A 23,752-nucleotide genomic window follows, 5' to 3' on the forward strand; every position below is an offset into this window, starting at 1 on the left:
TGCTGTAAGCCTATGGTGGCACAAGCAAATCCCGATTTTGGCCAACCCAAGTGAGGACTTTAAGTGCTCTGATGGTGGCCCAAAAGGCGTTGGCGCAGCTTTTTAATTTGGTCTCGCAGTTGCGCAGCTTCTTCAAATTCCAGGTTTTTGGCGGCTGCTTTCATCTTCAGTTCCAGTTGGCCGATCAGCTCCGGGATCTCCGACAGAGGGATCTCGTCTGTAGCTTGAAAGGCTTTTTCCAGATCTTGGTCGCTGAGTTTGCGGGAGATGGCCAAAAAAGACAAGATGGCGTTGCTGTTTTTCTTGACAATGGGCTTAGGGGTGATGTTGTGTTGGCGGTTGTATTGCAGTTGAATTTCGCGGCGGCGCTGGGTTTCGGCGATGGCCCGGGCCATGCTGCCGGTCAGGGTATCGGCGTACATCACCACCGTGCCACGGACATTGCGCGCTGCTCGCCCGATCATCTGAATCAGGGATCGCTCCGCCCGCAAAAATCCCTCTTTATCCGCATCCAAAATGGCCACCAGGGAGACTTCCGGCAAGTCTAACCCTTCCCGCAACAGATTAACCCCCACCAGTACGTCAAAGGCTCCTTCGCGAAAATCTTGCAAAATTTCAATTCGCTCAATTGAGCTAATCTCGGAATGCAAATAGCGAACCCGGATCCCGCGTTCCTGAAGGTATTCGGTGAGATCTTCGGCCATGCGTTTGGTGAGAGTGGTCACGATCACCCGTTCGGCAGGCCCCCGCTGGGAGCGCTCCAATCGCAGATAAATTTCTGCCAGCAAATCGTCCACTTGCCCAGCCGTGGGGCGCACATGCACTTCAGGATCCACCACCCCCGTGGGCCGGATGACTTGCTCCACAACCCGACCGCTGCCCGGCAGATAAAACTTTATGGCCTTGCCATCTTCCACCAGGGTTTGAAATTGGGCTCCGCTCTGCTCCAGTTCCCAGTTGCCGGGCGTGGCGGAAACGAAGATGCACTGGTGGACTTTGGCCCAAAACTCCTCGGCTTTGAGGGGGCGATTGTCGAGGGCACTGGGCAGGCGAAAGCCGTGATCCACCAGCACCTGTTTGCGGGCACGGTCGCCGTTGTACATGCCACGGATCTGCGGCACCGTGACGTGGGATTCGTCCACCACCAAGAGCCAATCGTTGGCCTTGAAATAATCCACCAAACAGGCAGGCGGCTCCCCTTCTTTGCGCCCCGTCAAGTGCCGGGAGTAGTTTTCGATGCCGTTGCAATAGCCCACCTCCCGCAGCATCTCCAGGTCGTAGCGGGTGCGCTGTTCTAGCCGTTGGGCTTCCAATAGCTTGCCCTCTTTGCGGAAAAGGGCCAGTTGCTTCTCCAGCTCCTGCTCAATGTCGAGGATTGCCCGCTCCAATTGTTCTTCTGGTGTCACAAAGTGGCGAGCCGGGTAAACTCTGAGGGCGCTGAGGCTGGTCAAAATCTCACCTGTAACCGGATCAATCAGGCGAATGGCCTCGATCTCATCGCCAAAAAATTCAATGCGGATCACCCGATCTTCATACGCCGGCACAATTTCCAGCACATCGCCTTTGACGCGAAATCGTCCCCGTGCCAGCTCCAAATCGTTGCGCTCGTACTGGATGCCGGCCAGCTCCCGCAAGATCTCCCGTTGGTTGATCTCCTGGCCGACTTTGAGAGGGATGGAGGCCTTCAGGTATTCCTCCGGCATGCCCAAGCCGTAGATGCAGCTTACAGAAGCGACGACAATAACATCTCGCCGTTCAAATAAAGAGCGGGTGGCGGAGTGCCGCAACATGTCGATCTCATCGTTGATGGAAGAAGATTTGGCGATGTAAGTATCGGTGCTGGGCACATAGGCTTCCGGTTGATAATAGTCATAATAGCTAATAAAATATTCGACGGCGTTGTAAGGAAAAAGCTCCCTGAGCTCGTTGCACAGTTGCGCCGCCAGCGTTTTGTTATGGGCCATCACCAAGGTGGGCCTGCCGACCTGCTGGATGGTGTGGGCAACGGTAAACGTTTTACCGGTTCCGGTGGCCCCCAGCAGGGTTTGAAAGCGATGGCCCTCTGAAATTGACTTCACCAAGCCGGCAATCGCCTTGGGTTGATCCCCCATGGGTTGATAAGGAGAAACCAGTTGAAACGCTGACATAAGTTTAATTTTCTGATGATCCTGAGCCGAAAGTTCCAAGTCGAATCTAAATCTAGGGAATACTGCGCTCCAAATCCGCAGATTTCAGCGCAGCTATACAGATCGATAAGATCCGGTCTACTTCGTCGGGATAGGGGTAAGTATAGGGATCCAGGTAGATACCTTTGTTTGGTCTATCCAGCAGGGCGAATTGCCACAGCTCCCCAGAGGTGATGGCTCCCGTAAGGACAGCTTGGCCGTCGCCGAGCCACTGATCCAGGGCAATCATCTCTACAGATAATTGGGTTAAGCCTTGAGTAAGGTCGGCTTTTTTGGCCTCGACAACCAGCAAAGAGCGGTCTGTATAGAGATAGTAGTCCAGGGTACCTTTAAGCTTCTCGCTGACTTGAATTGCATATTCGATCCGCATTTGCGCTTGGGTATACTGTACTACCTTCAGTAAAAGTGGGGCAATCAGGATTTCTCGACGAGCTGCTTCACTTTTTAAGCTAATGTAGGGTAAAAGCTGCTCTAGGCTGAGTCTCAAGTCTGCGCCATTGGGCAGTCGTTCCAGAGTTGGCCAGGTAATCTTTCGTCGTGTAAAGGTATAGCCAAACTCGGCCAACACATCTTCCGGTTCAAAGGGAAGATCAAAATAGCTGCTGAAGGTGTAAGCCTGATCCGGCTTCAGCACAGGCACTTTTGGCATAGGGATCCGGGAACGTGCAGTTTCTCGGCTGGGTTCACTCTAGCATTGAGCTGAGGGAAAGAGGCTCAACCCCGCGCCTCGCCACCGATAGAATCCAAGAGGACAAAACCCAGAACCGGCGAAGACAGATCCCTCTCACCTGAACAGCCGCTGCTATGCCCTCCTCCTATTTCTCCTGGGATCCGGGATCCCTGACCGAAAGCCCCAACCTGGCCACAGCCGAGATTGACCGCCTCAGCACCTTGGAACTGGTGAGACGGATCAACGCCGAAGATCGGCGGGTGCCGGCAGCGGTGGCTGACCAAGCAGAGCCGATCGCCCAAGCCATCGATGCCATTGCCGAGCGGATGGGGCGTGGCGGGCGGCTGATCTATATTGGGGCGGGAACTTCGGGGCGCCTGGGAGTATTGGATGCGGCTGAATGCCCGCCCACCTTCGGCACTGCCCCCACACAGGTGGTGGCTTTGATCGCCGGGGGGGAAAGGGCTCTGACCCAGGCGGTAGAGGGCGCAGAGGACGACGCCGAAGCCGCTGCCCGCGCTCTGGAGAGTCTCCATCTCCAAGCTCAAGATAGTGTTGTGGGAATTGCCGCCAGCGGTCGTACCCCCTATGTGCTGGGTGGGATCCAAGCCGCCAGAAGCATTGGGGCGCTCACGATTGGCCTGGCCTGCAACCGTCCTTCCCCCCTGACCGAGCAGGTGGAGATTGCCATCGCCCCTTTGGTGGGGCCGGAGGTGATCCTCGGATCCACCCGCATGAAAGCCGGCACAGCCCAAAAGCTGGTGTTGAACACCCTCTCCACCGGAGTGATGATCCGCCTGGGCAAGACCTATGGCAACCTAATGGTAGATCTGCAGGCCGGCAACGCCAAGCTCAAACAGCGGGCGGAGCGAATTGTAGCCCTGGCTTGCGATCTGGATCCCACCACGGCTGCCCAAGTGCTGCAGACTTGTGATGGAGAAGTCAAAACGGCGATCCTTGTGACCTTGATGGGGTGCTCTGTTCAGGAGGCCCGTCGGCAATTGCAGCAGGCCCAGGGCAGCATTCGCCAGGTGCTCGATTCCGCTCGGGCGCGGCAGCGGTGACCACAGCTTGGTTGCTTGTCCATGAGCGTTTACGGCTACCTCTACACACCTGCCCACGCCCCCTTGCCGGAGCAGGAGTTGGCCTGGCTGAAGGCACAAGGAGCCGATCCCATCCTGCACGATTGGGGATCCCGAACTTATCTGGAGGAGCTGTTGCAGGACATCGCCGCCGGATCGGTGCAGCAGGTGCTGCTGCTGCGCCTGGCGGATCTGGGGGAGCGGGCGGAGGAAGTCCACCAACGGCTGTTGCAGATCCAACAGGCGGGGATCCAACTGAGCCTGGCGACCCAATCCGGCTTGCACACCCCCAGCGAGGCTGCCGACTGGATCCCGCTGCTGGCCGAGATCCCCCATCAATTGCAAAGCCGCCGCCTCTGCCACAGCCAAGCCCGCAACCGTCTGGCGGGCAAACCTCCCCCCGGCCCGGCTCCCTTTGGCTATCGCCGCGAGGGGGAGCGCTATGTGCTGGAGCGCCGCCAGGCCCCTGTTGTTCAGGATTTTTTCCAGCACTTTCTTCTCTACGGATCCCTGCGCCAAGCGGTGCGCTTTTTGGAAGAAAAACACCACAAGCGCATTTCGGTGGCCACGGGGCGCAACTGGCTGCTCAACCCGGTCTATCGCGGGGATCTGGCCTATGCCGACGGCACCGTTCTGCGCGATACCCACCCCGCCCTCCTCAGCCGCACGGAAGCGGCCCAGATCGATCGCTGGCTCAAACGCAACCAAAGGATCCCACGCCGCAGCGCCAGCGCCCCCCGCGCCCTGGCCGGCCTAGTACATTGCCGTACCTGTGGCAGCCTTCTGCGCATCGTGCAAACCACCCCCGGCAAGGCCAAGAGGAACGGCTCCTCCTACCTCTACCTGCGTTGCCAAACCTGTCGCTACAGCCTCCACTACGCCCAAGTCCTGCAGGAGGTGATCCGCCAGGTCTGCGAGCAGCTCCCCCACCGTGCCCAAAACCTGGATCGGCAGGCCCTGGACCAAACCCGCCAACAGCTCCAAGCCCAGATCCAGGCCAACAGCGAGCGGCTGCGGCAACTGGAGGAGCTGCAGCAATCTGGACTGATGGATGAGCCCTCCCTGGCCCAGCGCTGCTACCAACTGCGGGCGGAAACGGCCCGTTTGGCCCAAAAGCTGGAACAGCTCCCTCCTGCCAACTTCCTCCAGATCGCCCAAACTCTCTCCATCCTGCCCTTCTGGCAAGACCTCAGCGAGAGCGAGCGCCGCGCCTACCTGCGGGAATTCCTGCGCAGGGTTGAGGTGGATTCTACAGGGGCCGTGCAGATTGCCTTTGCCTTCGATCCCTGAGATCCCTTTTGAAGTTGGGGATTCCGCGTCTCCTCTGGCCATTGAGACCATTCTTGAGACTCTCCCTCAAAGCGGGAAAAGGGATCCCGCCGGCAGTCTCCAGCGAGTTGATGGGAGCAGCGCTTGTCAAAGCCAGGGAGAGATGAATGATTTGTTTTTGATCTGCTTTTACGAAAAAACAAAAAACAAAAGCTGGAAAAAAGCCAAAAATCGGCTCGAAGAATCTTTTGGGCGAGGATTTGTCCGTCTGGCGATTTAAGAAATTGCTTTAACTTGTTTTAGGCTTGCCTTAATTCTTCTCAACACTTCTCAGGGAGTGGGTTAGCTGCCGATAATGGCCCTTGTCAGGCTTGTGGAGGAACGTGCTGTGAAGTTGGCAGTTTACGGGAAGGGTGGGATCGGCAAGTCCACCACCAGTTGCAACCTCTCGGTGGCCTTGGCCCGGCGGGGCAAGAAGGTGTTGCAAATTGGCTGTGACCCCAAGCACGACAGCACCTTCACCCTGACTGGTTTTCTCATCCCCACGATCATCGATACCCTGGAAGCCAAGGGCTACCACTACGAAGACATCTACCCCGAGGATGTGATCTACCGCGGCTACGGCGGCGTAGATTGCGTCGAGGCGGGAGGGCCGCCGGCAGGGGCCGGCTGTGGCGGCTATGTGGTGGGAGAAACCGTCAAACTCCTGAAGGAGCTGAACGCCTTTGACGAGTACGACGTCATCCTCTTCGACGTGCTGGGGGACGTGGTGTGCGGCGGCTTTGCTGCCCCCCTCAACTACGCCGACTACTGTGTGATCGTTACTGACAACGGCTTTGACGCCCTGTTTGCCGCCAATCGCATCGCCGCCTCGGTGCGAGAAAAAGCCAAAACCCGCAAGCTGCGCCTGGCCGGCCTAATCGGCAACCGCACCAGCAAGCGGGATCTCATCGACCAATACGTCTCGGCAGTGCCCATGCCTGTGCTCGAGGTGCTGCCACTGGTCGAGGACATTCGCATTTCGCGGGTCAAGGGCAAAACCCTCTTCGAGATGGCAGAGACGGATCCCAGCCTGGAGCCCGTCTGCCAGTACTACCTGAACATCGCCGACGAGCTGCTGGCCCGCCCGGAAGGGATCGTGCCCCGGCCTGCTGAGGATCGGGAGCTGTTTGCCCTGCTGTCGGACTTTTACAACGCCCCGGCACGGGAGCCGGCGCTGGTGTAAGGGATCCCAAACCTGCCAGCTTGCCGGTGTGTCTAAAAGTGAAGCAATTGTTTCGGAAAACCGTCGCAAACCTTATCAATTCGTTGTCTGGCCCGCTTTCCGCCCCAAGATGGATTGTGCAGGAGATCCATCTTGAGGACATGGCAGAGGAGTTGGATATGCAAGCACAAGTGCAACCCACCGTGGTGATTACTGGAGCCTCTTCGGGCGTTGGCCTGTACGCAGCTTTGGCTTTGGCCAAGCGGGGCTGGCACGTGGTGATGGCCTGTCGGGATCTGGACAAAGGCCAGCGGATGGCTCAGCAGGTGGGGATCCCCAGCTACACCCTGATGCCGATCGATCTGGCCAGCTTGGCCAGTGTGCGGCAATTTGTCGAACAATTTCGCCAGTCGGGCCGCTCTCTGGATGCCCTGGTGTGCAATGCCGCCATCTACATGCCCTTGCTTAAGCAGCCCTTGCGCAGCCCGGAGGGCTATGAGCTGACCATGGCCACCAACCATCTGGGGCACTTCCTGCTCTGCCACCTGATGCTGGAGGATCTGAAGCGCTCCACCTATCCGGATCGGCGGCTGGTGATCCTGGGCACGGTTACCCACAACCCCAAGGAGCTGGGGGGCAAGATCCCACCCCAACCTCACCTGGGGGATCTGCGGGGCTTTGCCCAGGGCTTTAAGGAACCGATCAGCATGGCCGATGGCGGCAAGTTCGATCCCGTCAAAGCCTACAAAGACAGCAAAGTTTGCAACATCCTCACCATGCGGGAGCTGCACCGCCGCTTCCACGAGAGCACCGGCATCACGTTTCTCTCCCTCTACCCGGGCTGTGTGGCGGAAACGGCCCTCTTCCGCCATCACTATCCCCTCTTCCAAAAGCTGTTCCCCTGGTTTCAGAAAAACATCACCGGCGGCTACGTCTCCCAAGAGCTGGCCGGCGAGCGGGTGGCCCAGGTGGTGGCGGATCCGGAGTTTCGCCAGTCGGGATTCTACTGGAGCTGGGGCAACCGGCAACGGAAAAATGCCAAGCCCTTTAACCAAGAAGTCTCGGACGAGGCGGGGGATGCGGCCAAGGCCAAGCTGCTCTGGGATCTGAGCGAGAAATTGGTGGGCGTGCCCCAATTGGTCGCCCCCTAGCTTGACAAACCCTTTTCTAGGAGCCGACGATGACTGCTGCTGTGGATGCTTCCAATACCCTCCACTTTCAATGCGAGACCGGCAACTACCACACCTTCTGCCCGATTAGTTGCGTGGCTTGGCTCTACCCCAAAATTGAAGACAGCTTCTTTTTGGTGATCGGCACCAAAACCTGTGGCTACTTTTTGCAAAATGCCATGGGGGTGATGATCTTTGCCGAGCCGCGCTATGCCATGGCCGAGCTGGAAGAGGGGGACATCAGCGCCAAGCTCAACGACTACGAGGAGCTGAAGCGGCTGTGCCTGCAAATCCAGCGGGATCGCAATCCCAGCGTCATCGTCTGGATCGGCACCTGCACCACCGAGATCATCAAGATGGATCTGGAGGGCCTAGCCCAGAAGCTGGAAGGGGAGATCGGGATCCCGATTGTGGTGGCGCGGGCCAATGGCCTCGACTACGCCTTTACCCAGGGGGAAGACACGGTTTTGGCCTCTATGGCCCAGCGCTGCCCGGAGCAGGTGCAGGAAGAAGAGCGGGAGACGCGGGGTGGCCTGCAGGCTCTTTTCTACGGGCTGCGCCCCGGCAAAAAGAAAGAGGAAGAAGGCTTCCCCAAACATCCCCCCTTGGTGATCTTCGGCTCCGTGCCGGATCCGGTGGTAACCCAACTCACCCTGGAGCTGAAAAAGTACGGGATCCGCGTCTCCGGCTGGCTGCCGGCCAAGCGCTACGAGGAGCTGCCGGCCATCGAGCCGGGCACCTATGTGGTGGGGGTAAATCCTTTCCTCAGCCGCACCGCCACCACGCTGGTGCGCCGCAAAAAGGCCAAGCTCATCACCGCTCCTTTTCCCATCGGGCCGGATGGCACCCGCGCCTGGATCGAGGCCATCGCCGGCGAGCTGGGGATCCCGACTCAAGGCCTGGCAGAGCGGGAAGGGGAAGTGTGGCGTCACCCCCAGGTTCAGGAGTACCTGGGCCTGCTGCGGGGCAAGAGCGTCTTCTTCATGGGGGATAACCTGCTGGAGATCTCCCTGGCCCGCTTCCTGGTGCGCTGCGGTATGACGGTGCAGGAAATCGGGATCCCTTACCTCGACAAGCGCTACCAGGCCGCCGAGCTGGCCCTCCTGGAGCGCACCTGCGAGGAGATGGGGGTGCCCAAGCCCACCATTGTCGAGAAGCCGGATAACTACAACCAACTGCAGCGCATCAAAGCCCTGCAGCCGGATCTGGTAATCACGGGCATGGCCCACGCCAACCCCCTCGAAGCCCGCGGCGTCACCACCAAGTGGTCGGTGGAGTTTACCTTTGCCCAGATCCACGGCTTCGGCAACACCCAGGCGCTGCTGGAGCTGGTCACCCGCCCACTGCGGCGCAACGCCGCCCTCAAAGGCTTGGGCTGGGAACAGTTGGTGGGGGAAAAAGCCCTGAGCTAACTTTCTGGCTCCTCGTTGTCGAAGAGCAGGCCATCCAGGTGATCCGGCAGTTGCTGCCGGTCGATCCAGACCATGCCGGCCAAAATTGCCTCGGCCTCATTGTGGAAGTAGCCGTAGGCTGGGGCGGCAAACTCCACCGAGCCATCCTGACGTAGCCGCTGACAGCAAAAAATGAACCCCTTGTCGGTGGTTTGGGTGGTGATGCGCCAGTTGCGGTGGATGTGCTCGGCCATGATCCCAGTGCAGATCACCCTCACCCCCAACCCCTCTCCCAAGGGGAGAGGGGAGAAGAAACCCTAGAGCGTGCGCAGCACCTCTCGCGCCGCCTCGAGGGTTCTCTCCACATCGGCTTCGGTGTGGGCCAAGGAAGTGAAGCCGGCCTCGAATTGCGAGGGCGCCAGATACACCCCCCGCTCCAGCATGCCGCGGTGGAAGCGGGCAAACTTTTGCAAGTCCGAGCGCTTGGCCTCCTCGTAGTTGCGCACTGGGCCAGCCGTGAAGAAGAAGCCGAACATGCCGGGCAAATGGCCCCCACACATCTCGTGCCCGGTCTCTTGCGCAATCTGCAGCAGCCCCGTCGCCAGCTTCTCGGTAATCCGCTCCAGATACTCATAGGTACCGGGGCGACGCAAAATATCGAGGGTGTGGATCCCGGCCGTCATGGCCAGCGGGTTGCCGGAGAGGGTGCCCGCCTGGTACATCGGCCCCGCCGGCGCCACCATTTCCATAATCTCCCGCCGACCGCCGTAGGCCCCCACCGGCAGGCCGCCGCCGATTACCTTGCCCAGGGTGGTTAAATCGGGGATGACACCAAACTTGGCCTGCACACCGCCGTAGCTGATGCGAAAGCCGGTCATCACCTCGTCAAACACCAGCAGGGCGCCATACTTCTGCGTCAGCTCCCGCAAACCCTCCAAAAAGCCCGGCTGCGGCGGAATGAAGCCGGCATTGCCCACCACCGGCTCTAGGATCACGCCCGCAATGGAGTCGGGATGCTGCTCAAACAGAGCCTTGACTGCCTCTAGATCGTTGTAGGGGGCGGTCAGCGTGGCACTGGTAGCGGCCTTAGGTACCCCTGGCGAATCCGGCAGGCCCAGCGTGGCCACCCCTGAGCCGGCCTTGACCAAAAACATGTCCGCATGGCCGTGGTAGCAGCCCTCGAACTTGATCACCTTTTCCCGCCCCGTGTAGGCCCGCATCAGGCGCAGCGCCGCCATGCAAGCTTCGGTGCCGGAGTTAACAAAGCGCACCATCTCCACGCTGGGCACCGCCTCGATCACCCGCTCGGCCAGCTCGTTTTCCAAAACGCAAGGGGCGCCAAAGCTGGTGCCTTTCTCCAAAGCTCGGTGCAGAGCCTCGATCACCTCGGGATGGGCGTGGCCGACAATCGCCGGCCCCCAACTGCCGATGTAGTCGATGTACTGGTTGCCGTCCACATCCCAGGCGTAGGCTCCTGAGACGCGGTCAAACACGACGGGATCCCCGCCCACTGACTTGAAGGCGCGCACCGGGGAACTGACCCCGCCGGGCATGAGCCCTTTTGCTCGGGCAAAAATCTGTTGGGAGCGGGTGATGTTAAACGAGGTGGGATGGAGAGTGCCGGTCATAAACAGGAGCTATTCAACGCATTACCAAGGCTAGCAGGCAGAGGAGCTTGCTGGTGAGCCCTCCTCATAAACTACAAACCCATCCCTGCCAGCGTGTCGATCACTTGCTCCAGGATCAGGGTGAGGTTGGGATGCGAGGTCTCGAACAGGCCCAGCGCCTCCCCAATGCGATCTCTACGCCCTTGATTTTGCTTGCTCTCACTCGGGGATCCCAGCTCGGCCAGCACCGCTTCCACCTCTTGGCGAATGGTGGCGATGTGCTGTCGCTGCTTTTCATCCAAGCCAGGGGTTTTTTGCAGCTCAACATCCAGGTCGTGCAGCAGTTGTCGCAGTTTCGATGCAGCCATTCTCAAAAAGACCTTATCAATTTACTCAATCAACAAATCGAGTTTTGACCACGCTGACTCGATCATACAGGAGCGGAGATCGCTCTTTTGGAAGCGGCTGAGGCGGCAAAGGTTAACTTTTGCAGCCGGGGATCCCAGCCTTGGAGCAACTCCCATACGATGGGCAATAGCCTTGCTGTCTATCCCTATGTCTGAGCTGGCATTGGCCCTGCTGGGGGCAGTGGTTGCCGTTGCCCTGTTCCTGGGAATTTTTGTCTGGGAACAAAGACGCAGCCAGGAGCTGCTGCAGCGGTGGGCGGCAAAGCATGGCTACTCCATTCTGAGCCAGGAGGCGCGGTATTGGCGGCTGGGGCCTTTTTCCGGCAGCACTTCCAAGTATCAACGCGTGTTTTATGTGCGGATACGCAATCCGGGGGGGCAAGAACGCAGCGGCTGGGTGAGGTTAGGGAACTGGTGGCTGGGGCTTTTGTCAGATCAACTAGAGGAACGGTGGGAGTAGGCTGGGGTTAACGACTGAAAGGGGGAAGCAATGGACAGGCTCAAGGGGTGGAAAAGGCTGAAGGGGGTGGCCTGGCTGGGCGTGGTACTGGCGCTGGCACTGTTGGGTTGGAACGCAATCGCTGGAGGCGGGGCAATGGCCAGTCCCGGTGAGGGATCCCGAACTTTGACGGTAACCGGCCAGGGGTCTGTTGCGGTGGAAACCTCCATTGCCGTAATCCGGCTGGGGGTGGTGCTCCAAGGGGAGACGGCCCAAGCGGTCCAGCAGCAGGTGGCCGAGCGCTCGGAGCGGCTGGTGAACCGCCTCAAAGAGCTGCAGGTGAGCGCCCTGCAGACCACCGGCATTTCTCTCTATCCGCAATACGACTACCAGCAGAGCCCACCCCGCCTGACCGGGGTACAGGGGCAAAACAGCCTGCAATTTGAAGTACCCATAGCCCGAGCCGGACAGGTGCTGGATGAAGCCGTGGCCGCCGGAGCTACCCAGGTGGAATCGGTCAGCTTCCGAGCGGATGAGGCCACCTTGCTGCAGGCGCGCAGCCGTGCCCTGACCCAGGCCGTGGAAGATGCCCAACGTCAAGCCAGCGATGTGTTGAGGGCCTTGAACCTGAGCATTCATTCTGTGGAGGGCATCCAAATTCACAGCGAGGGCTCCATAGCGCCGCCAGTTCCTTTGGCTGCTCAAGCAGACTATGCCCGCCTAGAAGCAGCTTCCACACCGGTGGAAGGAGGACAACAAGCCGTGCGCGCCCAAGTCACGCTCGAGATTCGTTTCTAGGTTCCTGGGGTGGCCATGAAGTCACGGCGAACCCTGCCTTCCCTCTCCCTGGGGCAGAGGAGGATTCCCCCTGGGGGCGTGAGGAGCAGTAGCGGGGAACGCCCAGAAGCATCTTCCTCGCGTTTAGAATGACTGCGAAACTTCAAAAATCTCAAAAAAATAACCCGGCAAAGTTAGGTAGTGGCTGCCAATCCCTACGTCTAGAATAACGATGGAAAACACGGGAAAGTTTGCTTTCCCGGATTTCCTTGTCATCTGGCTTTGGCTTACCCGTGGATCCCAATTTGGAGAACGCTGCTGCCACTGGTACGTCTGAAGGCCCTCAGGCGGGCTTGGGCGCTAGCAAAGGCGGAGCCAGCAGCTTGCGGGCCCATGTGCTGATCGTGGATGACAGTTACATGGTGGCAGAGATGTTGTCCAACTTTTTGGGTAAGCAGGGCTGTAGTATTTCTTATGCTTTGGATGGCTTGTCTGCCCTGGAGCAAATCCGCCGCCGGATCCCAGATCTCATCATCGCCGACTGGGTCATGCCCAATCTAAATGGCCTGGATCTATGCCGGCAGCTACGGCAATCGCCCGAATATGCTTGGGTGTACTACATCCTCATGACCGCCCGCGAGGGCAACGACAGCATGGAGCGGGCGTTAGAAGCCGGAGCCGATGAGTTCCTCTCCAAGCCCTTTCAGGCGGCAGAGCTGCTGACGCGGGTGCGGGCAGGGCTGCGCATTGTGGAGAGCCGCCGCCAGCAATATCTGCTCCAGACTGGACAAAAACAAGTCTCATCTCCTTCTGGCTCGGTTGCTTTGGGCAATCGGCAGGATTTGGTTACTCGCTTGCCGTTGCGGGTGGCCCAAGCCCGTGCCCAATCAGATCCCCTCAGTTTGTTTGTGCTGCGCTTGGCCAACCTCAGTGCTCTGGGGCAAGGCCTAGAGGCCGGCGGTCGGGCTGCTCTTCTCAAGCTGTTTACGGATCGCTTGGCCCACAACTTGCGAGAGGGGGATGACCTCTTTTGCTACGACGAGGGGCAGTTTATTGTGGTGCTGCCGGGGAGCACTCTGGCTGCTGCCCAGATTGCCGCCGAGCGCTGCTGCCAGCGGTTGATCCAGGATCCCTTTGTGGTGAATGGGCGAGCGCTGCCGGTGCAGCTTCAATTTGGGGCGGCCACCCTCACAGATAAGGACGATCCCAAGGGGGTGGCCCTGGTGCGACGGGCTGCCCAAGCCCTGCGAGACAGCAAAAATGTCCACACTTCGGTGGTGACTGCACCCCATCCCATCCCGGTTTCCGATTGCAGTAGCGGGACGGCGTCCTCAGAGCTGCTGAAGCGTTTGCAACATCTAGAAAAAGAGAATGCCGAGCTACGCCAAGAGCTGGAAACTCGCCTCAGGCAGCTCGAGGAGTTGCGGCAACACAACCAGGATCTCAGCCAAGGGGTGCGGGAGCCTAGGGCTGAGCGGTTTGAAGCTGGATCCCGCTCTCAGCAGCCCTTGGGGATCCGCCGGCGGAAACCGCGGCGGCGTCTGAAGCGTCAACTGGGCTGCGGAGGATGGCGACTGCGCCGGTAAGTCCGATCCCCAGAATCCGGCGGTGGGTTGGCCGCAGCAGAATAGGCAGGTGGGAGGTGGGAAGAACAGCCATGTTCAATTCTAGTCGGAGCCAATCCGCCATCTGGAAGCCAGCAAGAAGGTGGTTTCTCAACAACATCGAGCTGATCCTGACGGCGGTGGGGATAGGCGTAATCCTACTCAGCGGCTGGGTGGCCAGCCGCAGCGCTCTTTCCGTGGCGACGGCAACGGCGATCAGCGCCACCGTGGTGGGAGTTATCCACGGCATCCTGTTCTGGCTGTTGCGGCGGCGGCAACGCCGGGTGCGGCAGGAGGCGATCGGGCAAATTCGGGAAATGCTGGAGGATCTGGGCAAAAACCGGTTGCAAACCATCAAGATGAGCCTGTACCTGGTGCAGGTGCGCCAGCCAGATCAAGAAGAGCGCACCCGCCAAAGCTTTGACCGCGTCTACCAGATCCTGGGCGAGATGAGCAATTTAATCGACCACATTTCGGAAGAATCCCTGGCCAGTTGGCGGCAGCGCTACCGGCAAACTTTAGATCGGGTGGAGTCGGAGTCTAACTAGTCGGAGCTACAGGGCAGGGATCCCTTAGGAGCTGGGGTGGACAGGCGGATTTCGGGAAGTACGCAATTGCTGGGCCTGATCGGGGATCCGGTGGCCCACAGCCTATCCCCGGCGATGCACAACGCTGCCTTGGCGGCCATGGGAGAAGACTACTGCTACGTGCCCTTTCCGGTGGCCGCAGAGCGCCTGGCAGTGGCGGTGGCCGGGCTGGCGGCCATCGGGGTGCGGGGGTTTAACGTCACCATTCCCCACAAGCAGGCGATTCTGCCTTTGCTCAGCCAGGTGGAAGCGCGGGCGGCAAAGGTGGGAGCAGTAAACACGGTCTACGCCTTGCCGGAGGGAGGCTGGGGCGGCACCAACACCGATATCGACGGCTTTGTTCAGCCTTTGCTGGGCTTGGAAAAAGGGATCCCCACCCTAATCCTGGGCTGTGGCGGGGCGGCGCGGGCGGCCATCCAGGGCTGTTTGGAGTTGGAGTTGGGGCCAGTACGGGTGGCCGGGCGATCCCCTGAGAAGTTACAGGCTTTGCAACAGACCTGGCCGCAGGTGGAAACGCTGAGCTGGGCCGAGCTGGAGCGCCACTTGCCCAAGACTTCCCTTGTGGTCAACACCACCCCCGTGGGCATGTACAAGCCGGGATCCCCTGCTGAGCTGTCTCCCCTCAGCCGGGAGCAACTGCGCCTTCTGCCCGCCGGCGCCGTTGTCTACGATCTCATCTATGTACCGGATCCCACTCCCCTGCTGCGTATGGCCGCAGCGTTAGGCCACACCCCCATCAGTGGCCTGGAGATGCTGATCCACCAGGGGGCCAAGGCCCTCTCCCTCTGGCTGGGGGGCAAGCCTGTGCCGGTGGAGGTGATGCGGCAGGCGGCCCGGCAGCAGTTGGCCCAGATTGAGGCGGATAGGGCAAGGGATCCCAAGCTCTAGCTCTCCTCTCAGTTGAATGCAATTGGCTGGGGGCGGGAACAATTGCCTCGGGCCTGCCGGTCTCTAGGGGGAGATAGGGCTACAGCAATCCTCGGTGGGGTTAAGGGTGTTGAGGTTGCCAAGGCAGCAGCGGAAATGGCTTGCAGGTGTGCTCGGCGCACTGATGTGGCTGGGATCCGGAATTGCCGCCCAGGCCCAATTCCCGAGGTTTGGCCATTCCCTTTTTCCTGACTCCGATCCCAGGTTTCAGGGCAGCGGGGAACAGACAGGATCCCTGTCTGCTCTTCAGCTCGATGCCTTCTGCCGGCAACCCCCTGAGGAAGTGGCGCGCAAGGCTCAACTGCGCCAGCGGGCCACCCAATCAGAGGCCGCTTGGGCCGAATACACCCAAGTTTTAGCCGAACATCGCGCTGCCTTGATTGCCTGCCGCAGCCGCCGTTGGCCGCAGATTCAGGCCATTTGGGTGCGCTTGCATCCCTGTGATGCCAATCCAGGCGTACTGGATCAGGTGTTTGACCAGGTGGTGAACCTGGGCTATAACCGCGTTTTTATCGAGACGTTTTACGATGGCCGCTCCATTCTGCCCGATGGGGCGGGCGGGATCTGGCCCAGCCTGCAGCCCAATGCCGATTTGTTGGATCTGGCTCTCAAGGCGGCGCGACGGCGGGGGTTATCGGCCTATGCCTGGGTGTTTTCCCTCAATTTCGGCTACAGCTACGGGCTTCTCCCAGATCGCCAGGCAGTCTTGGCCCGCAACGGCCGTGGCCTCACCACCGTCTTGGATCCAGCGACAGCCCTTGCAGAAGATTTGGGCAGCCCGGATGAGGTGTTTGTGGATCCCTTTCATCCCGTGGCGCGACGGGATTTTGCCGAGCTGATCCGCCGCATCCTGCAGCGGCAGCCGGATGGGATCCTCTTCGACTACATTCGCTATCCCCGCGGCTCTGGGGGATCCAGCCTGGCAGCCACCGTCCAGGATCTGTGGATCCACGGGGAGGCAGCCCGGCAAGCCTACCTGGATTTGGCAGAAAACCCGGCGGGCCGAGCCTTGCTGGAGCGTTACCTCAGCCAGGGCTATATTACTGTGGCAGATGTTCTCCATCTGGATGCCACCTATGCCGAAGAGCCCCGCTGGCGCCAGCCAGGGGATCCCAAGCCCAGCGCAAGCAGGGAGCGGCCGCTTTCTCCAGAACTAGGGGACGGGATGGCCCAAAGCAAAGCAGGCGAGAATTGGCATTCCACCCATGCCGATTCAGAAGGTGATTCAGGGAATAGGGATTTAGAGAATTTGGCGGCTCCCCGTCCAAAAGCAGCGCCGCCGGATCCCACCCCTACCCCTAGCGCCGCTCTCCGACAGGAGCACTGGCAAGAGCAGCTCTGGCAGCTCAGCGTTGAGTTTGCCCGCTATGGGATCCTCGATTACCTGCGGCAAGCTGCCCAACCGGCCCAAAGCCTTGGGATCCCGACCGGGGCCGTCTTTTTCCCCGAGGGCAACCAGGCGGTGGGAGAAGGGTTCGACGCCCGTCTCCAGCCTTGGGATCGTTTTGATCCAAACATGGAGTGGCACCCGATGGCCTATGCCAAGTGCGAGGATGGCTCCTGTGTGGTGCAGCAGGTGGGGCAAATCCTGGCTGTGGCCTCTCCCCAAACCTTTGTCTGCCCGGCCATCGCCGGCCTATGGGGACAAGCGCATCGAAAACGCCCCAGCTTGGAAATCCAGATGGGATCCCTGGCCCGCCGCTTTCCGCAGTTGCCTTGTGTGAGCCACTTTGCCCTCTCTTGGATCGAGCCGGAGCTGGAGCGCAGCCGTCGCACCTGTCAATTCTGATGCTCACCCCACACCCGCAAGTTGGGAATTCTGAAATTATGAACCCCGAACAATTCGATCTGATTAACCGCTTGTTTCAACTCACGTTTCAAATCGGGGATCGCTTGGGATGTGAGTCTTCTGACCCCGCTCAGCTACTCCTGACCGATCGGCCCGGCCTAGAAGCAAGCCACCTATATTTCCCGTCCGATTACGTTTACGAGGATCTGGATCCCGAAGTGTGGGCCAATTATGCGGCTGAGGTGCCAGCTTTATCGCAGATGGCTGACCTTTTGCAATCCTATCCCCTCACCCGTGGCATTTATCGCCAAGACGAGGTTTCATGGTGGATTTGCGCTTTTTGGATGGCCCAAGAGGGATTGGGAACCAACGTGCTCTTGCGCGCCCACAGAGTCGAAACTTAGGCAGTTGATCCCCAAGTTCCCTCTCGTCTTGGGATGGGGATCGGTGTTACTTAACATCTACATCGACTCTGGCGCGCTCAGGCCGAGAATGCCGGTGAGCACGTTAAATAAAACCTGTCGCGTGGCCTGCACCAATTGGATGCGGGCTTGGGCCAAAAGAGGATCCTCTTTTAAGAGGGGCAAAATGCGGCAGTTGTCGTAAAACTTGTTGAAATCGGCAGCAATCGCCTCGGCATAGCGAATGATCTTGTGAGGGGCGCGCTCTTCGGCAGCGGCAATCAGCTCATCGGGCAGGGCCAAGAGGCGCAGCAGCAGGGATCGCTCTTCAGGTTCTTTGTAGGGCAGTTTTTGCTGCTCCGTCAAAGCAACTGTGGCGGTTAGCTGCACCTGTTCCTCTTCCTGTAACCGCCGCAGCAGGGTACAGCAGCGGGCATGGCTGTAGTGGACATAGACCACCGGGTTGTCGAAAGTTTGCTTGACGGCCAAATCCAAATCAAAGTTGATGGGGCTGTCCATGCTGCTGCTGAGCAAAAACCAGCGGGCTGCATCGACCCCCACGCCAATTTCGGGATCCTCAATAAGATCGTTTAAGGAGACAAAATTGCCGGTGCGCTTCGACATGCGCACTTCGGTCTTCTCGCCGGTTTCCGGGTCGGTTTTGAACAATTTGACAAATTGTCCAATCAGGATCTCCAGCTTGACCTCTGGGCTGAAGGCGCCCACCGCCGCCCTTAAACGACCGATATAGCCGTGGTGATCCGAGCCGAGGATGTTGATGAGTCGCTGATAGCCCCGCCGCACTTTGTCGCGGTGGTAGGCAATATCGGCGGCCAGGTAGGTAAAGGAGCCATCGGCCTTTTGCACCACCCGATCCTTGTCGTCGCCAAACTCTTGGGTTTTAAAATAGACGGCCTCTTCCGCCCCCGGCTTGGGATCCTCACCCCGCGGCGCCTTAGCCCTGTAGAGGAAGCCGCGCTCCTGCAGCTCCTGCAAAGCCTGTTGGATGGCGCTCAGCCCTGTCTGGGGATCGGGGGTGTGCAGGCGGCGTTCGCTAAACCAGTGATCGAACTCGGTGCGCAGTTGTTGCAGGGTCTGCTGTTGCCAGGCCAGCATTTCCTGGTAAGCAAAATCGGTGTACTCTTCCGGGGTGGTGGGCAGAGGGCGGATCCCGGCCTTGACCTGATCCAACAGCCGCCGGGCGATATCGACCAAATAGCTGCCGTGGTAGGCATCTTCCGGCAGAGCCACCTCTTCGCCTTGCAGTTGTCGCACCCGCACTTCTAGCGACTGGCCCAAGAGCCGCATCTGGTTGCCAGCATCGTTGATGTAGAACTCCCGCTCCACCTGGTGCCCCGTCCAGCGCAGCAGGTTGGCCAGGGTCGAGCCGACGGCAGCCCAGCGCCCATGTCCCACGTGCAGCGGCCCCGTTGGGTTAGCGGAAACATACTCCAGCAGGATGCGCTCGGGATGGGGGGCAGCGGTTTTGCCGAAATCTTCCCCTAACCGCAACAGCTCTTGCAATCGCTCGGCCAAAAAGGGATCCCCCAGCCGGAAGTTGAGGTACCCACCGCCTGCCACCTCGGTTTCTATGTCCGCCAGATCCAGGTGTTTTTGCAGGGTTTGGGCAATTTGGGCCGGCGCCATGCGGCAGAGCTTGGCCATCCCCAAGGGGGTAGGACAGGCGTAGTCGCCGTAGCGGGGATCGCTGGGGATCTGGATCACGGGAGTAACCCCTGCCGCCTGCTCAGGTGTTAGGGATCCCAGTTGGCCTGCCGCCCGTTGAATGCTCTCGGATACGGCGGCGGCGAGGAACCGAATCAGCGAGGTGGAAGGGGATTGGGTTGCCATGGCTAAAGGGAGCTGAGTGGAGAGCGAGGTTGACAGGGATCCCTGCTGCAGCAGGAGCACTATCATACTGGCAACAGACTGGCTATGACCAAAGGCTGCCCACACCTGAGCTGCGAATTTCCCAGCATCGAAGAGCTGATGGTTGCCCCCGACCCTCGACAAGCAGGCGAACAGCTCAACTCGTTGTACAAGCAGGATCGGGATGACAGGATTTGAACCTGCGGCCCTCTGCTCCCAAAGCAGATGCGCTACCAAGCTGCGCTACATCCCGGCTTAACTTTTGCGATTATGACAGATCCCCGCCGCTAATGCACACTTGAACAAGGCTGCGGCAGCCCCCTCAGGACCAAAAGAGATCCGTCTCAGATCAGGACTTCAGCATCTTGGCCGGCATGACAATGAGGGTGTTTCCCTGCCGCTCCACCACGTAGAGCTCCTGCCCGGCTTGGATTTCGAGGTTGGGGATGCTGCACTTGGCATTCCAGGTGGAACCGAGATAAGAGACCCGACCGCGCTGACCAGGCGGGATCGCTGTAACTGCCCGTGCCTCTCGCGATTCTTTGAGAAGATCTTCTAGTTGAGTCGAACCGGAAGGGACTAGGCGTCGGCTGAGGACGATCAATCCAATGGAGAGCAGGATCCAAGCCGAAAATTGTGCCCAAATGGGCCAACCCCAGTAGGCCAAAAGGGCGGCCCCCAGGGCCGCTACACCTACCGGGCCGGCTACCAACTCCGGCAAAAACAGCTCAGAGGCGATGAGAACCAAGCCAAAGACAATCCAAGGCCAAACCATAGAATCCAGGGATCCCACAAATTCAGTATGGCTTAAAACCTGTGATTGTTCAGGGGGATCCCTTGTCTTTGGAGAGATGGGGTTGGGGCTTATCCACCCAGGCGGTAATTCTCCAAAAACTGGAGGGGATCCAACTCGCCTTGAGGCAGGTTCTTGGGCAGGTTTTTGGATTCGGCAATCTGCATCAGCGTCTCCCAGTCGGTGTTCATGACAAAGGCCACCGCTTGACGAGCCGCCTCTCGGTGGGGGCAGGCCTCTCCCAAGACACAGCCATCTCGACAGAGGGTAGCGCAATCGTGTGCGGTGCTTTTGGGATCCGGGCCAGCCATGATGTCTTCCTCTCTTGGGTTTCATATTTTCTTTAGGATACCTGAAGAGAATCTTGCGCTTGCAGGAGATTTTGGAGAGGGCGGATAGCCTAGACGAGGAAATGAGGCGACAAGACCTGTTCAAGCGAAGAGGAGCCTTATGGAGTTTTCACAATTGCAAGCGCTGGTGAATCGAGCCTTAGAAGACAAAAAGCTCACCCGCACCGAGGTTGACCAAATCGTCGGCGCCATCCGGGCCGACGGCAAAATCTCCCCCGAAGAGATGGACTTGCTGGAGTCCATTCGCCAGATGGTGCTCCGCCGGGAAATTCAGGTGGTGGAAACGGCAGATTGAGGGACCCTCAAGTAGAGGGTGACTTCGCTGCGGTTGTGGAACAGGTGACGGGCCCTCACCACAGAGAAGGCACGACCCAAGATCTCCAGACTTTGCCGCAGCACCCGCAGGCGCTGCCGGTGGGGCAACTTCAGGGTCATCAGGGCCGCTCCCTGTGGCTCCAGATGGGGGGCGAAAGCCGCCATCAAGTTGGCAGAGGCCGGGCCATCCATGCGCATGTCGTTGAGGATGAGGTGAAACCGGCCTGGGCTACGGGCCAAGTAGGCTTGGGCGCTGAGGCGATGGTGGCAGATCCCCGGATCTTGGCTGAGGCGCTCGTCCAAGTCTGCCGGATCCACTGCTGTCACCTGCTGGCCATACAGGCGCAAAATGCGCGACCATCCCCCCGGCGCTGCCCCCAGATCCAAAGCCTGTCCGCCCGCTACCCAAGGAACCTGAAACACCTGGATGGCCTCCAGCAGCTTAAACTCGGAGCGGCTGATCTGGTTTGGATCCCGCCGGAAGCGGTGGATCCCGCCAGCCCAGTTGGAGAGGTTCTGTGCAGCCAGGGATAGGCCCAGCCAGGCCCGGATCCCTCCTATCTCGGCCAGGATCACCACCGAGATCACCTGCTGGGGATCTTTGACCTGCAGGGGGGCTCCCACCGCCGCGATCACCTGTTCGGCCAGGGCTTCGTTGACCTGAAAGGGCTTGAGATTCGGCCCTCCAAACAGGCGCGTCTGCACCGAAAAGCTGCGCATGGGGTCGATGGCCGCCAACATTTCCTCATCAAGGTGCAATTTGCTCAGGGATCCCTCGTCTAGCCGCTGTTCTCGGTGAATGGGGCAGATGTGGCGCAAAAAAATGGGCGGGTCAGCCTGCCAAGCCTCCACCAGGTCAACAAACGAGCGTTGGCTGCACACCCACACCAAGCCGGGCGCCTCCCGCAGCCGCTGTACGGCGGCCTCCGGATCCGCAGCTTTTATCTCCCGGATGGCCAGATCCAAAAAATCCGGGTCGGCGCTGCCCAGCCAGGTATGGGTATCGGGGGGAAGAGAACTGCTCAACGGGCTCGCTGCCAACGCAGGTAGGGTAAACAGGCGGCTACTTGTTGAATCTGGGCTGTGGCCGCCAGCAATTGCCCTGTGGCATCCCAGGTGCCCTGCACCAGCATTTGCCAGGCCCCCTGAGGGATCTCCACAGCAGCGGCATGGTTCTGCCAGCGCACCTGTTTGTTGGGCAGATCCAGGGTCAACCGAAGCTGTGGATCCTCGGCCACCGCCTTTTGCAGGGTTTGGATCAGGCTCGCCGGCGCCGTCGCACAAGGGATCCCCAGGGCCAAACAGTTGCCGAAGAAGATCTCGGCAAAGCTTTCGCCGATGAGGGCGCGGATCCCCCACTTGGCCAGCGCTTGCGGCGCATGCTCGCGGCTGGAGCCACAGCCAAAATTGGCGTTGACCACGAGGATTTCGGCTCCCTGGTACTGGGGCAGGTCAAAGGGATGCTGGCCGGAAGCTTGGGCGCGGTCGTCGGCAAACACGTGCCGGCCCAAGCCCTCAAAGGTGACGCACTTCAAAAAGCGGGCCGGGATGATCCGATCGGTGTCGATGTCGTTGCCCAGCAGGGGGATGCCTCGGCCTGTAACGGTCAAAACTTCGCTCGGCATGGAAACTGGAATGAACTTTGGGACTGGATCTGGGGGTTGGCTGCGGGGTAGCGACGTTTGGCAATGCCCTGCTCGACGGCCAACTGGGCCTCGGCTACCGGCGGTAAACCTGATTTTCCAGATTGCGCACCTGCCGTTCCAGCCGATCCAGCCGCCCGCGCAGCTCGTCCATTTCCGATTGGCGGGGCACGCCCAAATCCTGTAGAACGTTGCGCACCTGCCGCTGCACGTAGGATTCAAAGTTGCTCTGCTCGGATTTTACCTGGTTGAGCAGGTTGTTGATGAGATTGGATGCCTCTTCTGGGTTGAGCTGGCCCTTCTGCACCAGATCGTCGGCAGCCTTCTTCAACTGCTCTGCCAGCAAGGTGGTGGTGCCGACGCCCATCAGCAAAAGCTGACGTAAGATACTGTTGTTATCCAATGCTGCCCTCCAGAGAACGCGTGCCGAAGGTACGGGCTTCTATGACCATCCATTTTCCTCAGTTTGCCTTCAACTTCGCAACCGGTTCGGCCAGCTTCTCCCTTCCCCCTGAGGCAGCACAACAATGGCACGAGGTTCTGCAGATTCTTTGGGAGCGACTCAAGCGCAGCTCCCGCCAGCAGCCTCAGGATCCCGTTGAATTTCGTTACCCTGCTGAGGATTTCAGCTTGGAGATGTTCTGCAACCCCAATATCTGGACTGGCCCCCATGCAGCCAAGGTGCTGGTAACTTTGAAAACCAAGGTGCTGCGCCTTTCCACTGAAGTGGAGTTCTCTCGCCTGCGAGAAGACCTCAGCCAGTATCTGGAGTCCCTGCCATGAGCGAAGGGCGGCACACTGCGTCAGAGGATCCCGTGGCTATTACGGTGATGCAACTGCTGGAAGAGCCGCCAGAGGGGATCCCCGGCCACTTGGAAGTGGTTTGCCTCACTTGGCATGACCGCCAGCGATCCCGGCAGCGGCTGGTGAGCGATCAGGGCACGGTAATCCAGTTGATGCTGCCTCGCGGCACTCATCTTCAGGATGGGGATCTACTCTACGCGGATGCGCAGCGACACATCCGGGTCAAAGCCCAAGCCGAACCGGTACTCTTGATTCAACCGGAAAACCCGATCCAGATGGGCCAAGTGATGCATCAACTGGGCAATTGGCACCGCCCGGCCCACATTTCCCCCCAAGGGCAGATCCGGGCGCTGGCCGATGAGCCGTTGCAGGACTGGCTGGCCCACCTGGGGATCCCGTTTCAGTTGGAGATGGCTGTCTTCGAGCCCAACCTGTTGGCCCACAGCCATTAGCCTGGGTCTAGCTGAGC

The 23,752-nt window shown here is 59.6% G+C and carries 26 protein-coding genes and 1 tRNA gene; 15 read left to right on the forward strand and 12 right to left on the reverse strand.

What is annotated here, in order from left to right:
- Positions 1 to 59: 59 nt before the first annotated feature.
- On the reverse strand, positions 60 to 2,147 hold the full coding sequence (gene uvrB / locus NW851_RS06950; protein ID WP_414333689.1) for an excinuclease ABC subunit UvrB: 2,088 nt from the start codon (positions 2,145 to 2,147) through the stop codon (positions 60 to 62).
- Positions 2,148 to 2,199: 52 nt separating this feature from the next.
- Positions 2,200 to 2,835: a hypothetical protein gene (locus NW851_RS06955; RefSeq protein ID WP_414333687.1), complete on the reverse strand. Its 636-nt coding sequence runs from the start codon at positions 2,833 to 2,835 to the stop codon at positions 2,200 to 2,202.
- Between the two features lie 155 nt (positions 2,836 to 2,990).
- Here NW851_RS06955 and murQ point away from each other — a divergent pair, with 155 nt between their 5' ends.
- The 5 genes from murQ (at position 2,991) to NW851_RS06980 (ending at position 8,992) form a co-directional block, all read left to right on the forward strand.
- A complete protein-coding gene (gene murQ / locus NW851_RS06960) occupies positions 2,991 to 3,920 on the forward strand; it encodes an N-acetylmuramic acid 6-phosphate etherase (RefSeq protein WP_414333685.1) in 930 nt (309 codons plus the stop codon).
- Between the two features lie 21 nt (positions 3,921 to 3,941).
- Positions 3,942 to 5,228 (forward strand): recombinase family protein, encoded by a 1,287-nt coding sequence (locus NW851_RS06965; RefSeq protein WP_414333683.1) that lies wholly within the window; start codon positions 3,942 to 3,944, stop codon positions 5,226 to 5,228.
- Between the two features lie 367 nt (positions 5,229 to 5,595).
- Entirely contained in the window at positions 5,596 to 6,432 is an 837-nt protein-coding gene (bchL, locus tag NW851_RS06970) for a ferredoxin:protochlorophyllide reductase (ATP-dependent) iron-sulfur ATP-binding protein (RefSeq protein ID WP_414333681.1), read from the forward strand.
- A 158-nt stretch (positions 6,433 to 6,590) separates the two neighbouring features.
- The gene (locus NW851_RS06975) at positions 6,591 to 7,562 is read left to right on the forward strand and encodes a protochlorophyllide reductase (RefSeq protein ID WP_414337484.1); all 972 of its coding nucleotides are present in this window, start codon (positions 6,591 to 6,593) and stop codon (positions 7,560 to 7,562) included.
- Between the two features lie 29 nt (positions 7,563 to 7,591).
- On the forward strand, positions 7,592 to 8,992 hold the full coding sequence (locus NW851_RS06980; protein WP_414333679.1) for a ferredoxin:protochlorophyllide reductase (ATP-dependent) subunit N: 1,401 nt from the start codon (positions 7,592 to 7,594) through the stop codon (positions 8,990 to 8,992).
- On the opposite strand, the gene NW851_RS06985 is transcribed toward NW851_RS06980, so the two are convergent.
- The 3 genes from NW851_RS06985 to NW851_RS06995 form a co-directional block, all read right to left on the reverse strand.
- Positions 8,989 to 9,225: a hypothetical protein gene (locus NW851_RS06985; protein WP_414333678.1), complete on the reverse strand. Its 237-nt coding sequence runs from the start codon at positions 9,223 to 9,225 to the stop codon at positions 8,989 to 8,991. The genes NW851_RS06980 and NW851_RS06985 overlap by 4 nt on opposite strands.
- 63 nt (positions 9,226 to 9,288) lie before the next feature.
- Positions 9,289 to 10,599, reverse strand: a complete 1,311-nt coding sequence (gene hemL, locus NW851_RS06990) for a glutamate-1-semialdehyde 2,1-aminomutase (RefSeq protein ID WP_414333676.1) — start codon at positions 10,597 to 10,599, stop codon at positions 9,289 to 9,291.
- Between the two features lie 71 nt (positions 10,600 to 10,670).
- Complete coding sequence (locus tag NW851_RS06995) at positions 10,671 to 10,946, reverse strand: DUF4404 family protein (protein WP_414333675.1); 276 nt, start codon at positions 10,944 to 10,946, stop codon at positions 10,671 to 10,673.
- A 187-nt stretch (positions 10,947 to 11,133) separates the two neighbouring features.
- Here NW851_RS06995 and NW851_RS07000 point away from each other — a divergent pair, with 187 nt between their 5' ends.
- From NW851_RS07000 to NW851_RS07030, 7 genes are all read left to right on the forward strand, one after another.
- Positions 11,134 to 11,445 (forward strand): hypothetical protein, encoded by a 312-nt coding sequence (locus NW851_RS07000; RefSeq protein WP_414333673.1) that lies wholly within the window; start codon positions 11,134 to 11,136, stop codon positions 11,443 to 11,445.
- 135 nt (positions 11,446 to 11,580) lie between these two features.
- Complete coding sequence (locus tag NW851_RS07005) at positions 11,581 to 12,222, forward strand: SIMPL domain-containing protein (protein ID WP_414337404.1); 642 nt, start codon at positions 11,581 to 11,583, stop codon at positions 12,220 to 12,222.
- Positions 12,223 to 12,470: 248 nt separating this feature from the next.
- The gene (locus NW851_RS07010) at positions 12,471 to 13,787 is read left to right on the forward strand and encodes a response regulator (protein ID WP_414337406.1); all 1,317 of its coding nucleotides are present in this window, start codon (positions 12,471 to 12,473) and stop codon (positions 13,785 to 13,787) included.
- 71 nt (positions 13,788 to 13,858) lie between these two features.
- The gene (locus NW851_RS07015; protein ID WP_414333668.1) at positions 13,859 to 14,353 is read left to right on the forward strand and encodes a hypothetical protein; all 495 of its coding nucleotides are present in this window, start codon (positions 13,859 to 13,861) and stop codon (positions 14,351 to 14,353) included.
- A gap of 36 nt (positions 14,354 to 14,389) precedes the next feature.
- Positions 14,390 to 15,280: a shikimate dehydrogenase gene (locus NW851_RS07020; RefSeq protein WP_414333666.1), complete on the forward strand. Its 891-nt coding sequence runs from the start codon at positions 14,390 to 14,392 to the stop codon at positions 15,278 to 15,280.
- 148 nt (positions 15,281 to 15,428) lie between these two features.
- A complete protein-coding gene (locus NW851_RS07025; RefSeq protein ID WP_414337408.1) occupies positions 15,429 to 17,108 on the forward strand; it encodes a hypothetical protein in 1,680 nt (559 codons plus the stop codon).
- Between the two features lie 38 nt (positions 17,109 to 17,146).
- The gene (locus NW851_RS07030) at positions 17,147 to 17,512 is read left to right on the forward strand and encodes a hypothetical protein (protein ID WP_414337410.1); all 366 of its coding nucleotides are present in this window, start codon (positions 17,147 to 17,149) and stop codon (positions 17,510 to 17,512) included.
- 57 nt (positions 17,513 to 17,569) lie between these two features.
- On the opposite strand, the gene argS is transcribed toward NW851_RS07030, so the two are convergent.
- The 4 genes from argS to NW851_RS07050 form a co-directional block, all read right to left on the reverse strand.
- The gene (argS, locus tag NW851_RS07035) at positions 17,570 to 19,360 is read right to left on the reverse strand and encodes an arginine--tRNA ligase (RefSeq protein ID WP_414337412.1); all 1,791 of its coding nucleotides are present in this window, start codon (positions 19,358 to 19,360) and stop codon (positions 17,570 to 17,572) included.
- 197 nt (positions 19,361 to 19,557) lie between these two features.
- Positions 19,558 to 19,631: transfer RNA gene (locus tag NW851_RS07040), tRNA-Pro, on the reverse strand.
- A 96-nt stretch (positions 19,632 to 19,727) separates the two neighbouring features.
- Positions 19,728 to 20,153: an NfeD family protein gene (locus NW851_RS07045; protein ID WP_414337413.1), complete on the reverse strand. Its 426-nt coding sequence runs from the start codon at positions 20,151 to 20,153 to the stop codon at positions 19,728 to 19,730.
- A gap of 89 nt (positions 20,154 to 20,242) precedes the next feature.
- The gene (locus tag NW851_RS07050) at positions 20,243 to 20,482 is read right to left on the reverse strand and encodes a hypothetical protein (RefSeq protein ID WP_414332581.1); all 240 of its coding nucleotides are present in this window, start codon (positions 20,480 to 20,482) and stop codon (positions 20,243 to 20,245) included.
- A 139-nt stretch (positions 20,483 to 20,621) separates the two neighbouring features.
- Here NW851_RS07050 and NW851_RS07055 point away from each other — a divergent pair, with 139 nt between their 5' ends.
- The gene (locus NW851_RS07055) at positions 20,622 to 20,816 is read left to right on the forward strand and encodes a hypothetical protein (protein WP_414332583.1); all 195 of its coding nucleotides are present in this window, start codon (positions 20,622 to 20,624) and stop codon (positions 20,814 to 20,816) included.
- Here the strand turns inward: NW851_RS07055 and NW851_RS07060 are convergent.
- The 3 genes from NW851_RS07060 to NW851_RS07070 all read right to left on the reverse strand — a co-directional run bounded on the left by NW851_RS07060 (position 20,792) and on the right by NW851_RS07070 (position 22,882).
- Positions 20,792 to 21,862: an SAM-dependent methyltransferase gene (locus NW851_RS07060; RefSeq protein WP_414337415.1), complete on the reverse strand. Its 1,071-nt coding sequence runs from the start codon at positions 21,860 to 21,862 to the stop codon at positions 20,792 to 20,794. The two genes, NW851_RS07055 and NW851_RS07060, sit on opposite strands and share 25 nt — an antisense overlap.
- On the reverse strand, positions 21,859 to 22,461 hold the full coding sequence (gene leuD / locus NW851_RS07065) for a 3-isopropylmalate dehydratase small subunit (RefSeq protein WP_414332587.1): 603 nt from the start codon (positions 22,459 to 22,461) through the stop codon (positions 21,859 to 21,861). Before leuD ends, NW851_RS07060 begins: the two co-directional genes overlap by 4 nt.
- A 94-nt stretch (positions 22,462 to 22,555) precedes the next feature.
- Positions 22,556 to 22,882, reverse strand: coding sequence for a phasin family protein (locus NW851_RS07070; RefSeq protein WP_414332589.1), 327 nt, complete (start codon positions 22,880 to 22,882; stop codon positions 22,556 to 22,558).
- 41 nt (positions 22,883 to 22,923) lie between these two features.
- On the opposite strand from NW851_RS07070, the gene NW851_RS07075 reads away from it, so the two are divergent.
- Both NW851_RS07075 and NW851_RS07080 read left to right on the forward strand, forming a co-directional pair.
- Positions 22,924 to 23,262 (forward strand): hypothetical protein, encoded by a 339-nt coding sequence (locus NW851_RS07075; RefSeq protein WP_414332591.1) that lies wholly within the window; start codon positions 22,924 to 22,926, stop codon positions 23,260 to 23,262.
- Positions 23,259 to 23,735, forward strand: coding sequence for an urease accessory protein UreE (locus NW851_RS07080; RefSeq protein WP_414337417.1), 477 nt, complete (start codon positions 23,259 to 23,261; stop codon positions 23,733 to 23,735). The genes NW851_RS07075 and NW851_RS07080 overlap by 4 nt, the downstream gene beginning before the upstream one ends.
- Positions 23,736 to 23,752: the final 17 nt, after the last annotated feature.

The sequence above is a fragment of the Synechococcus sp. H55.7 genome, from assembly GCF_047462395.1.
Taxonomy (GTDB): Bacteria; Cyanobacteriota; Cyanobacteriia; order Thermostichales; family Thermostichaceae; genus Thermostichus.

Coding starts and splice junctions, on each gene's coding strand:
- uvrB (WP_414333689.1), bottom strand. CDS start 2,147: ATGTCAGCGTTTCAACTGGTTTCTCCTTATCAACCCATGGGGGATCAA.
- NW851_RS06955 (WP_414333687.1), bottom strand. CDS start 2,835: ATGCCAAAAGTGCCTGTGCTGAAGCCGGATCAGGCTTACACCTTCAGC.
- murQ (WP_414333685.1), top strand. CDS start 2,991: ATGCCCTCCTCCTATTTCTCCTGGGATCCGGGATCCCTGACCGAAAGC.
- NW851_RS06965 (WP_414333683.1), top strand. CDS start 3,942: ATGAGCGTTTACGGCTACCTCTACACACCTGCCCACGCCCCCTTGCCG.
- NW851_RS06975 (WP_414337484.1), top strand. CDS start 6,591: ATGCAAGCACAAGTGCAACCCACCGTGGTGATTACTGGAGCCTCTTCG.
- NW851_RS06980 (WP_414333679.1), top strand. CDS start 7,592: ATGACTGCTGCTGTGGATGCTTCCAATACCCTCCACTTTCAATGCGAG.
- NW851_RS06985 (WP_414333678.1), bottom strand. CDS start 9,225: ATGGCCGAGCACATCCACCGCAACTGGCGCATCACCACCCAAACCACC.
- hemL (WP_414333676.1), bottom strand. CDS start 10,599: ATGACCGGCACTCTCCATCCCACCTCGTTTAACATCACCCGCTCCCAA.
- NW851_RS06995 (WP_414333675.1), bottom strand. CDS start 10,946: ATGGCTGCATCGAAACTGCGACAACTGCTGCACGACCTGGATGTTGAG.
- NW851_RS07000 (WP_414333673.1), top strand. CDS start 11,134: ATGTCTGAGCTGGCATTGGCCCTGCTGGGGGCAGTGGTTGCCGTTGCC.
- NW851_RS07005 (WP_414337404.1), top strand. CDS start 11,581: ATGGCCAGTCCCGGTGAGGGATCCCGAACTTTGACGGTAACCGGCCAG.
- NW851_RS07015 (WP_414333668.1), top strand. CDS start 13,859: ATGTTCAATTCTAGTCGGAGCCAATCCGCCATCTGGAAGCCAGCAAGA.
- NW851_RS07030 (WP_414337410.1), top strand. CDS start 17,147: ATGAACCCCGAACAATTCGATCTGATTAACCGCTTGTTTCAACTCACG.
- argS (WP_414337412.1), bottom strand. CDS start 19,360: ATGGCAACCCAATCCCCTTCCACCTCGCTGATTCGGTTCCTCGCCGCC.
- NW851_RS07045 (WP_414337413.1), bottom strand. CDS start 20,153: ATGGTTTGGCCTTGGATTGTCTTTGGCTTGGTTCTCATCGCCTCTGAG.
- NW851_RS07050 (WP_414332581.1), bottom strand. CDS start 20,482: ATGGCTGGCCCGGATCCCAAAAGCACCGCACACGATTGCGCTACCCTC.
- NW851_RS07055 (WP_414332583.1), top strand. CDS start 20,622: ATGGAGTTTTCACAATTGCAAGCGCTGGTGAATCGAGCCTTAGAAGAC.
- leuD (WP_414332587.1), bottom strand. CDS start 22,461: ATGCCGAGCGAAGTTTTGACCGTTACAGGCCGAGGCATCCCCCTGCTG.
- NW851_RS07075 (WP_414332591.1), top strand. CDS start 22,924: ATGACCATCCATTTTCCTCAGTTTGCCTTCAACTTCGCAACCGGTTCG.
- NW851_RS07080 (WP_414337417.1), top strand. CDS start 23,259: ATGAGCGAAGGGCGGCACACTGCGTCAGAGGATCCCGTGGCTATTACG.